This is a genomic window from Mycobacterium sp. (assembly GCF_040509115.1).
Classification (GTDB): Bacteria; Actinomycetota; Actinomycetes; order Mycobacteriales; family Mycobacteriaceae; genus Mycobacterium.
This window is the reverse complement of the sequence record NZ_JBEVLO010000359.1, coordinates 18,624-31,389: the sequence shown is the minus strand read 5'-3', so window position 1 is coordinate 31,389 and position 12,766 is coordinate 18,624. Positions and strand designations below refer to the sequence as shown.

15 protein-coding genes are annotated in these 12,766 nt (G+C 68.5%); 8 read left to right on the top strand and 7 right to left on the bottom strand.

Annotated elements, in window-relative coordinates; genetic code table 11:
• Window positions 1-175 precede the first annotated feature (175 nt).
• The gene (locus ABW137_RS25120; RefSeq protein WP_526404173.1) at window positions 176-1,090 is read left to right on the top strand and encodes a DUF3027 domain-containing protein; all 915 of its coding nucleotides are present in this window, start codon (window positions 176-178) and stop codon (window positions 1,088-1,090) included.
• 7 nt (window positions 1,091-1,097) lie between these two features.
• Here the strand turns inward: ABW137_RS25120 and ABW137_RS25115 are convergent, their stop codons facing one another.
• Together ABW137_RS25115 and ABW137_RS25110 are read right to left on the bottom strand one after the other, a co-directional pair.
• Entirely contained in the window at window positions 1,098-1,550 is a 453-nt protein-coding gene (locus tag ABW137_RS25115; protein ID WP_526404172.1) for an SRPBCC family protein, read from the bottom strand.
• A gap of 10 nt (window positions 1,551-1,560) precedes the next feature.
• Window positions 1,561-1,851 carry a DUF2530 domain-containing protein gene (locus tag ABW137_RS25110; protein ID WP_526404171.1) on the bottom strand — a complete coding sequence of 97 codons (291 nt, stop codon included), beginning with the start codon at window positions 1,849-1,851 and terminating at the stop codon, window positions 1,561-1,563.
• A gap of 50 nt (window positions 1,852-1,901) precedes the next feature.
• Here ABW137_RS25110 and ABW137_RS25105 point away from each other — a divergent pair, with 50 nt between their 5' ends.
• From ABW137_RS25105 to ABW137_RS25095, 3 genes are read left to right on the top strand one after another with little or no spacing between them, the layout of a single operon-like run.
• Complete coding sequence (locus ABW137_RS25105; RefSeq protein WP_526404170.1) at window positions 1,902-2,333, top strand: Rv0880 family HTH-type transcriptional regulator; 432 nt, start codon at window positions 1,902-1,904, stop codon at window positions 2,331-2,333.
• Window positions 2,330-3,163: a TrmH family RNA methyltransferase gene (locus tag ABW137_RS25100; RefSeq protein ID WP_526404169.1), complete on the top strand. Its 834-nt coding sequence runs from the start codon at window positions 2,330-2,332 to the stop codon at window positions 3,161-3,163. The genes ABW137_RS25105 and ABW137_RS25100 overlap by 4 nt, the downstream gene beginning before the upstream one ends.
• Before the next feature lie 38 nt (window positions 3,164-3,201).
• Window positions 3,202-3,468: a DUF2537 domain-containing protein gene (locus ABW137_RS25095; protein WP_526404193.1), complete on the top strand. Its 267-nt coding sequence runs from the start codon at window positions 3,202-3,204 to the stop codon at window positions 3,466-3,468.
• A gap of 85 nt (window positions 3,469-3,553) precedes the next feature.
• On the opposite strand, the gene sepH is transcribed toward ABW137_RS25095, so the two are convergent.
• Together sepH and serC are read right to left on the bottom strand one after the other, a co-directional pair.
• Window positions 3,554-4,351 (bottom strand): septation protein SepH, encoded by a 798-nt coding sequence (sepH, locus tag ABW137_RS25090; RefSeq protein WP_526404168.1) that lies wholly within the window; start codon window positions 4,349-4,351, stop codon window positions 3,554-3,556.
• Window positions 4,352-4,431: 80 nt separating this feature from the next.
• Window positions 4,432-5,535 (bottom strand): phosphoserine transaminase, encoded by a 1,104-nt coding sequence (gene serC, locus ABW137_RS25085; protein ID WP_526404167.1) that lies wholly within the window; start codon window positions 5,533-5,535, stop codon window positions 4,432-4,434.
• 211 nt (window positions 5,536-5,746) lie between these two features.
• Here serC and ABW137_RS25080 point away from each other — a divergent pair, with 211 nt between their 5' ends.
• Both ABW137_RS25080 and ABW137_RS25075 read left to right on the top strand, forming a co-directional pair.
• A complete protein-coding gene (locus ABW137_RS25080) occupies window positions 5,747-6,763 on the top strand; it encodes a diiron oxygenase (RefSeq protein WP_526404166.1) in 1,017 nt (338 codons plus the stop codon).
• A gap of 13 nt (window positions 6,764-6,776) precedes the next feature.
• Entirely contained in the window at window positions 6,777-8,456 is a 1,680-nt protein-coding gene (locus ABW137_RS25075; RefSeq protein ID WP_526404165.1) for a 4Fe-4S binding protein, read from the top strand.
• Window positions 8,457-8,468: 12 nt separating this feature from the next.
• Here the strand turns inward: ABW137_RS25075 and ABW137_RS25070 are convergent, their stop codons facing one another.
• The 3 genes from ABW137_RS25070 to ABW137_RS25060 form a co-directional block, all read right to left on the bottom strand.
• Window positions 8,469-8,918 (bottom strand): VOC family protein, encoded by a 450-nt coding sequence (locus ABW137_RS25070; RefSeq protein WP_526404164.1) that lies wholly within the window; start codon window positions 8,916-8,918, stop codon window positions 8,469-8,471.
• A 67-nt stretch (window positions 8,919-8,985) separates the two neighbouring features.
• The gene (locus tag ABW137_RS25065) at window positions 8,986-9,597 is read right to left on the bottom strand and encodes a maleylpyruvate isomerase N-terminal domain-containing protein (RefSeq protein WP_526404163.1); all 612 of its coding nucleotides are present in this window, start codon (window positions 9,595-9,597) and stop codon (window positions 8,986-8,988) included.
• Window positions 9,594-10,721 (bottom strand): citrate synthase, encoded by a 1,128-nt coding sequence (locus ABW137_RS25060; protein WP_526404162.1) that lies wholly within the window; start codon window positions 10,719-10,721, stop codon window positions 9,594-9,596. Before ABW137_RS25060 ends, ABW137_RS25065 begins: the two co-directional genes overlap by 4 nt.
• A gap of 107 nt (window positions 10,722-10,828) precedes the next feature.
• Between ABW137_RS25060 and pdxH the strand changes: the two genes are divergently transcribed.
• Both pdxH and ABW137_RS25050 read left to right on the top strand, forming a co-directional pair.
• Window positions 10,829-11,500: a pyridoxamine 5'-phosphate oxidase gene (gene pdxH, locus ABW137_RS25055; protein WP_526404192.1), complete on the top strand. Its 672-nt coding sequence runs from the start codon at window positions 10,829-10,831 to the stop codon at window positions 11,498-11,500.
• Complete coding sequence (locus tag ABW137_RS25050; RefSeq protein ID WP_526404161.1) at window positions 11,500-12,759, top strand: MFS transporter; 1,260 nt, start codon at window positions 11,500-11,502, stop codon at window positions 12,757-12,759. Before pdxH ends, ABW137_RS25050 begins: the two co-directional genes overlap by 1 nt.
• Window positions 12,760-12,766: the final 7 nt, after the last annotated feature.

Sequence of the window (12,766 nt, the reverse complement as noted above, 5' to 3'; positions counted from 1 at the left end):
TGCTCGCCGGGCGGACGGGGTGGGTGGTACCGAGGATCGCCGGGACCCGTTGGGGGGTCACTGCTCGATCCGGTCACGGCCTCGATTGTTCCCCATGCGATCCCCTGTCGCCCGCAGGGCGGCCGGTGTGGCTTTGCTCGCTGGTCGTGAGGCAGTATTGGGGGCGATGGATGCCATGATCGAACCCGCCGAGCACGACGCCGACGGCCTGCTTGCCGACGAGCAACGAACTCCTGCGGACCTTGCCGCCGTCCTGATGGGCGCCGTCGAGGTGGCCAGGGCGGCGATCGTGGAGTTCGAGGGGGCGGCCGCCGAAGAACTGGTCGGCGAGTACCTTGGCGCCAGTTTCGAGGACACGACGGCCGCCACGCACCGGTTCCTGGCCACGATGCCGGGCTATCAGGGCTGGCAGTGGGCGGTCGTCGTGGCGGCCCACCCTGGTTCGGATCACGCCACCATCAGCGAAGTGGTGCTGGTGCCAGGTCCGACGGCGCTGCTGGCGCCGCAGTGGGTGCCGTGGCACGACAGGATCCAGCCGGGGGACCTGAGCCCGGGGGATCTGCTCGCGCCCCCCGCCGACGATCCGCGCCTGGTGCCGGGTTATTCGTCCTCAGGGGACGAGGAACTCGACGAACTGGAGGCCGAGGTCGGCTTCGGTCGTCGCCAGGTGCTCAGCGGCTGGGGTCGGATGGAGGCGGCGCAGCGCTGGAACGACGGTGAGTACGGGCCGGGTTCGGCGATGGCCCGCTCGACCCGCAAGCAGTGCCGGGACTGCGGCTTCTATCTCCCGCTGACCGGTTCGCTGGGCACGCTGTTCGGGGTGTGCGCCAACGAGATGTCGGCCGACGGGCACGTGGTGGCGGGCGAGTACGGCTGCGGTGCGCATTCCGATACCCCGCCGCCTGCCACGATCGGTTCGCCGATGTTCGATCCGTACGACGACGGCGTCCTTGACATGACGCAGGACGTGCCGTCCGAGGCCACGCTGGGCGTGCCGTCCGATACGTCGCTGGACGTGCCGTCCGAGGCCACGCTGGACGTGCCGTCCGATACGACGCTGGACGCGCCGTCCGACACGACGCAGTCCTGACCGCCGCTCAGCTCTCGGCCGCGGCCTTGATGCGGCCGAGCGATGCGTTCATCCCGTCGATCAGCTCGCGTTCGAAGCTCGGCACTCCACCCATGAAGGCACCGATCGCGAGGTTCGACAGCGGCTTGACCCCGTTCTCGGCGTGGCGGCTCTCGATGACGCGGGTGCCGGTCGCGGTCGGTTCCAGCTCGTAGGTCCAGACGGTGTTGTTGGTGTTGACCCGGAAGGCGAGCTTGCGTTCGGGGATGAACTCGGTCACTTGGCTGGTGGTGGGCCAGACGAGCAACTTGCGACGGTTCACGTTGATGGTTCTGGTACCCGCACGGAGCGGGCCCAATGCCCGCATGACGCGGCATTGGGGACTCCACTGCGGCATGCGGCGCAAGTCGGACACCAACGCCCACACCTTCGCCGGTGGTGCGTCGATGTCGATCTGCGCTTGTAACAACGGTTCTGCCATCAGTCCTCCGTCATGTCAGGCCGCTCTGCGCGCCGCGGGATCCGCGCCGGAAGGCCCGACGCTGCCACAGGAAGATCGACGTGCCGAGCACGCCGACGCCGAGGCCCGCCACGCACACCGGCCGCCAGTCGTGCAGGCCGGGCACCGTGAAGGCCAACACCACCGCGACGAGCCAGCCCGCGGCGATCGTCACGATCACGGGCCACGGGCGCAGCAGAGCGTCGGGCAACGCCGGGGGCTCTGCCGGGGGCTCTGCCGGGGGCTCTGGCGGGCCGTCCCGCTGCGGCGTCGTCGCATCCATTGCGGACCAACCTAACCGATGGTTTGACGGGTGTCGGTACTGTTTGCGTCGTGAACGACGCCGATGCCCGGCTGGCCAGTGACCTGTCGTTGGCCGTCGTGAGGTTGGCGCGTCAGCTGCGTTTCCGTCGTCCCGACTCACCGGTGTCGCTGTCGCAGTTGTCGGCATTGGCGACGCTGGCGAAGGAGGGGCCGATGACGCCAGGCGCTCTTGCCCTCAGGGAGCGCGTCCGGCCGCCGTCGATGACCAGGGTCATCGCATCGTTGGCCGAGCTGGGATTCGTCGACCGCAGCGCCCATCCCGACGACGGACGTCAGGTTCTGGTGGCGGTGTCCGCGTCGGGGCAGGAGCTGATCGAGGTCGAGCGCCGGGCCAGCCGGGAGTGGCTGCAGCAACGGCTTGCGGCGCTCACGCCCGAGCAACGCAAGACGCTGCTTTCGGCCGCCGACCTGATGCTGACCATCGTGGACGAAGGCACTTGAGCGCACCCAGCGCCGAGATCAACGTCGTCGACGTCGACGATCCCACCGATCCGCGGCTCGACGACTTCCGGGACCTCAACAGCATCGACCGCAGACCCGACCTACCGAGCGGCAAGGGTCTCGTCATCGCCGAGGGCGTCCTGGTGGTGCAGCGGATGTTGGCCTCGCGCTTCGCCCCTCGGGCGTTCCTCGGCACCGATCGCAGGCTCGGTGAGCTGACCGAGGACCTGTGTCGCACCGATGCGCCGTTCTACCGGGCCGCCCCGGAGGTGATGGCCGAGGTCGTCGGCTTCCACCTCAACCGCGGCGTGCTTGCGGCCGCCCCCCGGCCGCCCGAACTCACGATGGAACGGGTGCTCGACGGTGCCCGCACCGTCGCGGTGCTCGAAGGCGTCAACGATCACGAGAACCTGGGGTCGGTGTTCCGCAACGCGGCTGGACTGGCCGTCGATGCGATCGTGTTCGGCACGGGCTGCGCCGACCCGCTGTACCGGCGGGCGGTGCGGGTATCGATGGGGCACGCGCTGCTGGTGCCCTATGCGTGGTCGTCGGCGTGGCCGCAGGACATCGAGGTGTTGCGCGACAACGGTTTTCGCATGCTTGCGATGACTCCCAACCCCGCGGCGGGCACGTTGGCGGAGACGATGCCTGGCCTGATCGACGACAAGGTCGCGATTCTGGTCGGCGCAGAGGGGCCCGGTCTGACCGAGCGGACGATGCGTGCCAGCGACGTGCGAGTGCGCATCCCGATGGCGAGGGGCACCGACTCCCTGAACGTGGCGACCGCTGCCGCGCTGGCGTTCTACGAGCGAGCTAGGCTCGCCTCGTGACCGAGGACGCCACGCCACCGGGGACGTCAGGAGCAGAAGTGCCCTGGGGTACCGGGCTGACGGTGGCGGCGTTCGTCGCGGCCGTGACGGCGAGCGCGATCATCGTGTTGAGCCTCGGCCTCACCAGGGTGCATCCGCTGCTCGCGGTCGGCCTGAACCTGGTGGCCGTTGGCGGGCTGGCCCCGACCGTGTGGGGCTGGCGGGCGCGCCCGGTGTGGCGCTGGTTCGTGCTGGGCAGCGGTGTCGGCGTGGCCGCTGGCTGGCTGGCATTGCTGGCGATGGCGCTCGGCTCGTTGGTGGCGTAGGTCCCGCTGCGCTAGGCACGCATGTTGGTGCGGGCGGCAGCTAGTCGACGCCGCCCGCTGCGAACTGGCCTCTACGGCGCACTGCCTACGGTTGGGTACCGGAGCGCACGCCGAGCAGGACGTCCTCCCAGCCGGGAACCTCGGGGCGCTTGCGGCGCGGCTTGGGCTTGGGTTTCGGCTGCGCGTTGGTTGGCGCCGGTTCGGGTGCCGGCGCGGCGGGTTCGGGCAGAACCGGTTCGAGCGGCTCGGCGAAGTCGAGGGTGGGCACGGCCGCCACCGACCGCAACGGTGGGCGGTCGAAGTTGGGATCGATGAGCTCGGCGGCCGCGTCGTCGAACGCCGTCGCCGTGCCGCCGTGCGCGCCGGGCACGAACCGGAAGTGGGCGACGTTGTCGGAGCGGCCCGCCTTCCAGGACAGCTGAACCGTCCAGCGACCGTCTTCGTTGCGCCAGGCGTCCCACGCCGTGGCGTCGGGGTCGAGACCGCGTGCCACCAGCGCCGTCGACACCGTCTCCAACAGCGTCAGCACGGCGGGTCCGTCGGCGAGCACGGGATGCGAGGCGGTGGCCAGTTCGGCGGCGCGGGAGCGTTCGAGCAGCACGGGATGCGCGAATCGCTCGACACGGCTGGCCTCGGCTCCGGCGGAGCTCGCGACCTGTTCGACGGATGCGCCCGCGCGGATCCTGGCTTGAATCTCCTTGGGGGTCAGCACCGTTGGGACCTCGTCATCGACTCGTGGTGGGCTGACGGCCACCCGCTCACCGCTCAGCGCGGCTCGAAGGCGGTCGTCGGGACGCAGAATGTACTTCTCGCCGGAGTCGGCCGTTTCGCAGATGATGCGTGTGCCATCGACGTCGAGTCCGACGACCTTCAGTTCCCGCATTTTGCGACCTCCTAGGGCGCGGCTTAACGGCTCACCCTACGTCGTTATCCACCCGTAACCGGGCTGACACGCTGGTCCGGCTACAGGCGTTCGACGACCCAGTCCACGCAGGCGGTGAGGGCGCTGACGTCGTCGGGGTCCACGGCGGGGAACATCGCGACGCGAAGCTGGTTGCGGCCGAGCTTGCGATACGGCTCGGTGTCCACGATGCCGTTGGCCCGCAGGGTGGCGGCCACGGCCCCTGCATCGATCTCGTCGGCGAAGTCGATGGTGCCGACGACCTGCGAGCGCAGGGCGACGTCCGTCACGAAGGGGGTGGTGTAGCTGGTGGCCTCGGCCCAGGAGTACAGCCGCGAGGACGAGTCGGCGGTGCGCTTGACCGCCCAGTCGAGCCCGCCGTTGCCGTTGAGCCAGTCCAACTGGTCGGCCATCAGCACCAGCGTGCCGATCGCCGGGGTGTTGTAGGTCTGGTTCTTGAGGCTGTTGTCGATGGCGATGGGCAGCGACAGGAAGTCGGGCACCCAGCGGCCAGATGCGGCGATCTGCTCGACCCGTGCCAACGCGGCCGGGCTCATGATCGCCAGCCACAAGCCGCCGTCGGAGGCGAAGTTCTTTTGGGGCGCAAAGTAATACGCGTCGGTGTCGGTGATGTCGACGGGCAGGCCACCCGCTGCGGACGTCGCGTCGATGACGACGAGCGCATCTCCATCGGGACGTCGTACCGGCACTGCGACACCGGTCGAGGTCTCGTTGTGTGCCCACGCCACGACGTCCACGGAAGGGTCCGACTGGGGCTGCGGGGCAGTGCCTGCGTCGGCCTTGACGATGATCGGATCGCCGACGAACGGGTTGGCCGACACCGCCGAGGCGAACTTGGCGCTGAACTCACCGAAGGTCAGGTGCAACGAGCGCTTGTCGATCAGACCGAACGCGGCGGCGTCCCAGAACGCGGTCGAGCCGCCGTTGCCGAGGATGACCTCGTAGCCGTCGGGCACCGAGAACAGCTGTCGGACGCCGTCGCGGACCCGACCGACGAGGTTCTTGACGGGAGCCTGCCGGTGCGACGTGCCGAACAGGTCGCCTGCCGCCGCGAGGGCTTGCAGCTGCTCCGGTCGGACCTTCGAGGGCCCGGAGCCGAAGCGGCCGTCCTTGGGCTTGAGTTCGGCCGGAATGGTGAGCGCCATGGCGACCAGCCTAAAGAACTAACCCAGGAGCGAAGCGACCGGACCTCGGACTCGGTCGTGGGCACCACCGTCGACTATGACCTACATCACATGTGACCGGGATAACGCGGCTGGCCCACAACGGACGGAACGCCCTGTTCAATTCCCGGGACCTCCGGTACCGTCTTAGACATCAAGCCCGCATATGTAAACCTCGAGTAGGAGGCACGGAATGGCTGTGACGCGAACCGTTCGGCGCTGGCGCAAGAACATGGACGTGCTCGATGACACCCGATACGTGGAAACTCTCACCACGCTGTCCGAGGGGTCGGTGCGGCGCAACTTCAATCCATTCACCGACATCGAATGGGATTCACCGGAGTTTGCCGTGGTCGAGAACGACGAACGGTGGATTCTGCCGAGGACAGATCCGCTCGGCGCTCACCCGTGGTACCAGGCCCAGTCGAGAGAACGTCAGATCGAGATCGGCATGTGGCGTCAGGCCAACGTCGCCAAGGTCGGCCTGCACTTCGAATCGATCCTGATACGCGGGCTGATGAACTACGCGTTCTGGACCCCCAACGGCTCGCCCGAGTACCGCTACTGCCTCCACGAGTCGATCGAGGAGTGCAACCACACGCTGATGTTCCAGGAGATGGTGAACCGCATCGGGGCCGACGTGCCCGGCATGCCGCGGATGCTCAAGTGGCTGTCGCAGTTCATCCCGCTGGCCGCAGGCCCACTGCCCATCGTGTTCTTCTTCGGCGTGCTCGCCGGCGAGGAACCCATCGACCACACGCAGAAGAACGTGCTGCGCGAGGGCAAGGCGCTGCATCCGATCATGGAACGCGTGATGGCGATCCACGTCGCCGAGGAAGCGCGCCACATCTCGTTCGCCCACGAATACCTGCACAAGCGGGTGCCTGTGATGGGTCGACGGCAGCGATTCATGCTGTCGCTGCACGTGCCGATCATCATGCGCGTGCTGTGCCAGGCGATCGTGGTGCCGCCGAAGGCGTTCTGGAAGGAGTTCGACATCCCGCGGTCGGTGAAGAAGGAGATCTTCTTCGGGACGCCCGAGGCTCGTCAGTTCCTACGCGACATGTTCGGCGACGTTCGGATGCTGTGCCACGACACGGGATTGATGAACCCGCTGGCCAAGCTGATCTGGCGGATCTGCAAGATCGACGGCAGGCCAAGCCGCTACCGCAGCGAGCCGCAACGCCAGCACGTGGTGTCCGCCGCCTAGGGGCGGGTCTGTCATGCCCCACGTCGTCACCCAGTCGTGTTGCAGCGACGGGTCCTGTGTCTACGCCTGCCCGGTGAACTGCATCCACCCGGCGCCCGACGAGCCCGGCTTCGCCACCGCGGAGATGCTGTACATCGATCCCGTCGCATGTGTCGACTGCGGGGCGTGCGTCTCGGCGTGCCCGGTCGGGGCGATCTCGCCCGACAGCAGGCTCGACGACCCCCAGCTGCCGTTCGTCGAACTCAACGCGGCCTTCTACCCGAAGCGCGATGGCAAGCTGCCGCCGACGTCCAAGCTGGCCAGCGTGATCGAGGCCCCGGTGGTGCACGCCCGCCCGGGCGGTCCCCTGACGGTGGCCGTCGTGGGATCCGGTCCTGCCGCGATGTATGCCGCCGACGAGCTGCTCACCCAGCGCGGCGTCCGCGTCAACGTGTTCGAGAAGCTGCCCACCCCTTACGGTTTGGTACGCGCAGGGGTGGCACCCGATCACCAGACCACCAAGCGCGTCACCCGGTTGTTCGACCGGACGGCGCGGATGCCCGGTTTTTCGTTCTACCTCAACGTCGAGGCGGGCAAGCACGTCACCCACGCCGAACTCCTGGCGCACCACCATGCGGTGCTGTACGCCGTCGGTGCCCCCAACGACCGCCGCCTCGACGTCGAGGGCATGGGCCTGCCCGGCAGCGGGACCGCCACCGAACTCGTCGCATGGATCAACGGTCATCCCGAATTCGCTTCACTGCCGGTCGATTTGAGCAATGAGCGGGTGGTCATCGTCGGAAACGGCAACGTCGCGCTGGACGTCGCACGCATTCTGACCAGCGATCCCGACCAGCTCGCTCGCACCGACATCTCGGACCACGCGCTGGCAGTTCTGCGCGATTCGCGCGTCCAGGAGGTCGTGATCGCGGCCAGGCGGGGGCCCGCGCAGTCCGCCTTCACGCTGCCGGAACTGATCGGGCTGACGGCGACGTGCGACGTGGTGCTCGACGCGACCGACCACGACCTGGTGTTGCGTGATCTGGCCGAGCAGCCGGATCCGTTGACCCGCAACAAGCTCGAGATCCTCGCCAAGCTCGGCGACGCCGCCGCCCCGACCGGACGCCCGCGCATCCGGCTGGCCTACCGGTTGACGCCACAGCGGATCCTCGGTGAGCAGCGCGTGGCGGGGATTGCCTTCACCGAGACGGGTGGCGGCGAGGTCAGGCGGCTGACGGCCGGTCTGGTCTTGACGTCGATCGGCTACCGCGGCAAGCCAATTCGGGACCTGCCGTTCGACGACGCCACCGGCACCGTTCCGAACGAGGGTGGCCGGGTGCTCGACCCCGTTTCGGGTGGGCCGCTGAAAGGCGCGTACGTGGCGGGGTGGATCAAGCGCGGTCCGACGGGGTTCATCGGGACGAACAAGTCGTGCGCGGCCCAGACCGTTCACGAACTCGTCGACGACTTCAACGCGGGAAACCTGGCCGACCCGGTCGCGCGCCAGTCGGCACTGGCGAAGCTGATCAAGGCGCGCCAGCCCGACGCGATCGACGGGGCGGGCTGGAAGGCGATCGACGAGGCCGAGATCGCCCGCGGTGGAGCCGATCGGCCCCGCGACAAGTTCATCGCCATCCCCGACATGCTTGCTGCCGCGGCCACCGCGCAGGAACCGTCGCTGGGGCAACGGTTGCTCGCGAGCCTGCGCCGCTAGCCCGTCGGCGGGCTACTCCTGGCTCATCGCGGCAGCGATCTCCTCCATGCTGACCTCGCGCACGGGCTGCCCGAGCGACCACTGATGCCCGAACGGATCCACGACCATGCCGAAGCGATCCCCCCAGAACTGATCCTCCAGCGGGGCGACGACGACTGCGCCTGCATCGACCGCCCGCTGGAAGGCCGCCTCGACGTCGGTCACCTGCAGATGGATCGTCACGGGCGTGCCGCCCAACGCCTTCGGCGTCGACGACTTGCCATCGGCGTGTTCGGGGAAGTCGTCGTTGAGCATGACCGTCGACCCGTTGACGGTCAGTGCGGCGTGCACCAGCCTGCCGTCGGGGTGGGGCACCCGGCCGAGTTCGGTGGCGTCGAACGCCTTGACGTAGAAGTCGATGGCCGCCGCGGCGTCGTCGACGACGAGCATGGGGGACAGGGACGGCTGAACTTCGATGGCCATGGGAGTTCCTCTCGACGGTGGGTGTCGAAACTACCGACTGGCCGAACGGACCATTCTCATCGCGGACTCACGTGACAGAGAAGGAGCGCGGGAGTTCGGTGCGCCCCGTCAGGGCCAACAGCAGCTGTTCCCCGTCGCCGAACGCGACTGCGATGCGAGCGGCCAGCACGGTCGCCTCCTCCACCGCGGCTGCGGGCGGCTCGAAGGTGAGCCCGGTCGCGCGGGCGATGTCGAGGCCGTGCACCGTGAGCTCGAACACCCGGGTCGGCAGGTAATTGCTCAATCGAATGCCCATGCCGCCGATCACCTGGATCAATGGATCATCAACTGCGGCAAGGTCGTCGAGCGCGCGTTCCAGCAGGGTGTCGACCGCCGCGGCTGGTTGATCACCCAGGTCTCGGCCCGCCTGCCTGCCGCGTTCGACGATCGCTGCGGCGCCCGCGTTCGACGTGAAGTCGCGCACCATCGCGTAGTAGGCGGCCGCGCTCGCGATGTCCTCGCGGTCGGCTGGTTGCCGCAGGTAGCTGCTCACGGTCACCAGCGAGCGCGACGTATGCCCCACCAGCGACCGGAGCTCCCAGTCGCCCAGACCCGGCCCATCCCACGCTGATTCGGGGATGGCGCGGACCTGCGCGGCGAACGCCAGGGCCGCCGCGGTGAAGGTCTGGACGCTCGTCACGAAGCCGCGATCTGGTCCCAGCCCTCGACGGATTCCGGACTGCGCGCGTCGGGGCCGACGTAGATCGCGGCGGGCCGCACCAACTTGCCAAGTCGCTTCTGCTCGAGGATGTGGGCGCACCACCCCGCGGTGCGTCCACAGGTGAACATGGCGGGCATCATCTTCGCGGGGACGCCCGCGAAGTCGAGGATCACCGCGGCCCAGAACTCGACGTTGGTTTCGATCGCGCGGTCGGGACGGCGCTCCCGCAACTCGGCCAGCGCGGCCTGCTCCAGGGCGGCCGCCACCTCGAAGCGCGGGGCCGCCAGGCGTTCGGCCGTGGCGCGCAGGACGCGTGCCCGCGGGTCCTGGGCGCGGTAGACGCGGTGGCCGAAGCCCATCAGCTTGTCCTTGCGGTCGAGGATGCCCTTGACCACAGCGCGGGCGTCGCCGGAGCGCTCGACCTCCTCGACCATCGGAAGGACTCGGGCAGGTGCCCCACCGTGCAACGGGCCGCTCATCGCACCCACCGCGCCGGACAGCGATGCCGCGACGTCCGCGCCCGTCGACGCGATCACCCGCGCCGTGAAGGTCGAGGCGTTCATACCGTGCTCGGCGGCCGTGACCCAGTACGCGTCGATGGCCTCGACGTGGCGCGGATCGGGATCACCCTTCCAGCGCGTCATGAAACGCTCTGTCACGGTGGAACATTCGTCGATCGTGCGCTGTGACACCGCAGGCTGGTGGATACCACGGGCCGACTGCGCCACGTAGGACAGCGCCATCACCGAGGCGCGTGCCAACTGATCACGGGCGGTGTCGTCGTCGATGTCGAGTAGTGGCAGATAGCCCCAGATCGGGGCGAGCATCGCCAGCCCGGCCTGCACGTCGACCCGGACGTCGCCGGTGTGGATCGGCAGGGGGAATGGTTCGGCGGGGGTCAGTCCGCGCCCGAACCGGCCGTCGACGAGCAACGCCCACACGTCGCCGAACGTGACGCGCTTGCTCACCAGGTCCTGGATGTCGACGCCGCGGTACCGCAGCGCGCCGCCGTCCTTGTCCGGCTCGGCGATCTCGGTGGTGAACGCGACGACGCCCTCGAGGCCATCGGAGAACCCGTCGGGGAGCTGTAACGCACGAGTCATCACCAGATTCTCGCACCAGGGGAGTTGCCGTCTTCTACCGGCCGGTAGCCAGCGTTCAGGTTCACCGGCGTAGCGTCGCCACCGTGGTTTTGGAGGGCGGTAGTGACGTGACCGGCGACGACGAGCAGCTGGCGAGGATGCGCGTCGAGTACGGCTCGCCCGAGAAGGACGGTAGCCCCGACCTCGATGCCGACTGGCTCGCCGACGGCTGGATCGCGTTGCTGCACAGGTGGTTAGCCGATGCGCGGAATGCGGGTATCGCCGAACCCAACGCGATGGTCGTCGGCACCGTCGACGCCGAGGGAAGGCCCGTCACGCGGACCGTGTTGTGCAAGGGCATGGACGACGCGGGCATCACCTTCTACACCAACTACGACTCGGCCAAGGGTGAGCAGCTCGCTGCCACGCCGTACGCGTCGGCGACGTTTCCGTGGTTCGCCCTGGGCCGTCAGGTACACGTCCGTGGTCGGGTCACGAAGGTGCCCGCCGAGGACACGGCCGCCTACTGGACCAAGCGACCGCGCGGCTCCCAATTGGGGGCGTGGGCATCACACCAGTCCCAGCCCATCGAGTCGCGGGAGGCGCTCGAGCGCCAGCTCGCCGACGTCTCGACGAGATTCGCCGACGTCGAGGCGATCCCCGTGCCGCCGCACTGGGGTGGTTACCTCATCGCGCCGGACGTGGTCGAGTTCTGGCAGGGCCGAGAGAACCGGGTGCACAATCGCATCCGGGTGACCGGGCCCACGGGTGCGGCCGTCGTCGAGCGGCTGCAGCCGTAGTGGCGACGTTCTTCGCCGACACCACACCACTCAAGACGCCCGACTTCCGCAAGCTGTGGCTCGCGGGCATCGTCACGGTCATCGGCGCCAACCTGACGATCTTCGCGGTGCCCGTACAGCTATACGCGCTGACGCAGAACTCCGCATACGTCGGACTGTCCGGGTTGTTCGCGCTGGTCCCCCTTGTCGTCTTCGGGCTGTGGGGCGGCGCATGGGCCGACGCCATGGATCGCAGACTTCTGCTGGTCATCGCGTCGGTGGGGTTGGCGGTATCGTCGGTCCTGCTCTGGGTTCAGGCCGCGATGGGCCTGAACAACGTGTGGGTGGTGCTGTGTCTGCTGTCGGTGCAGCAGGCCTTCTTCGCGATCAACAGCCCGACGCGGGCCGCCGCGATCCCACGGATGCTTCCGCCAGAACAGTTGCCCGCGGCCAATGCCCTGAACATGACGGTCATGCAGTTCGGGGCGATCGTCGGACCGCTCTTGGCAGGCGTCATGCTGCACTTCGTCGACCTCTCGACGCTGTATGCCATCGACGCCGTGACGTGCGTGGCGCCGATCTGGGCGACGCTGCAGCTGGCGAAGATGCCGCCGACGGGCACTGCGCAGGGTTCGGCGCGGTGGGGCTTCGCCGCGGTGCTCGACGGGTTCAAGTACCTGGCGGGCAACAAGGTGGTGTTGATGTCGTTCGTCGTCGACCTGATCGCGATGATCGCAGGCATGCCGCGGGCCCTGTTCCCGCAGATGGCCCACGAAAGCTTCGGCGGGCCCGTCGAGGGCGGCACGACGATGGCCTACCTCGCCTCGGCGATCGCGGTCGGCGCCGTGCTGGGCGGGGTGTTCTCGGGATGGTTGCCACGAATTCACCGTCAGGGTCTGGCCGTCGTCGTCGCGATCATCGTGTGGGGGGTCGCGATCGTCGGATTCGGGGTGGCGGCCGGACTTGCCGACGGAACTGCCGGAGCGTTGCTGTGGGTCGCCGTGGGATTCCTGGCGATCGGCGGAGCGGCGGACATGGTGTCGTCGGCGTTCCGCAACACGATCCTGCAGCAGGCGGCTTCCGACGACCTGCGCGGCAGGCTCCAAGGCGTGTTCACGGTGGTCGTGGCGGGTGGACCGCGGTTGGCCGACGCCGTGCACGGTGCCGCGGCTGCGACGGTCGGCACCACGATGGCCGCAGCCGGTGGCGGTGGCCTCGTCGTCGTCGGCGTCGTGGTTGCTGTTCTCGTCGTCCCCGCGTTCATTCGTTATCGGGTTTGACTGGGCA

Coding starts and splice junctions, on each gene's coding strand:
- ABW137_RS25120 (WP_526404173.1), top strand. CDS start 176: ATGATCGAACCCGCCGAGCACGACGCCGACGGCCTGCTTGCCGACGAG.
- ABW137_RS25115 (WP_526404172.1), bottom strand. CDS start 1,550: ATGGCAGAACCGTTGTTACAAGCGCAGATCGACATCGACGCACCACCG.
- ABW137_RS25110 (WP_526404171.1), bottom strand. CDS start 1,851: ATGGATGCGACGACGCCGCAGCGGGACGGCCCGCCAGAGCCCCCGGCA.
- sepH (WP_526404168.1), bottom strand. CDS start 4,351: ATGCGGGAACTGAAGGTCGTCGGACTCGACGTCGATGGCACACGCATC.
- serC (WP_526404167.1), bottom strand. CDS start 5,535: ATGGCGCTCACCATTCCGGCCGAACTCAAGCCCAAGGACGGCCGCTTC.
- ABW137_RS25080 (WP_526404166.1), top strand. CDS start 5,747: ATGGCTGTGACGCGAACCGTTCGGCGCTGGCGCAAGAACATGGACGTG.
- ABW137_RS25075 (WP_526404165.1), top strand. CDS start 6,777: ATGCCCCACGTCGTCACCCAGTCGTGTTGCAGCGACGGGTCCTGTGTC.
- ABW137_RS25070 (WP_526404164.1), bottom strand. CDS start 8,918: ATGGCCATCGAAGTTCAGCCGTCCCTGTCCCCCATGCTCGTCGTCGAC.
- ABW137_RS25060 (WP_526404162.1), bottom strand. CDS start 10,721: ATGACTCGTGCGTTACAGCTCCCCGACGGGTTCTCCGATGGCCTCGAG.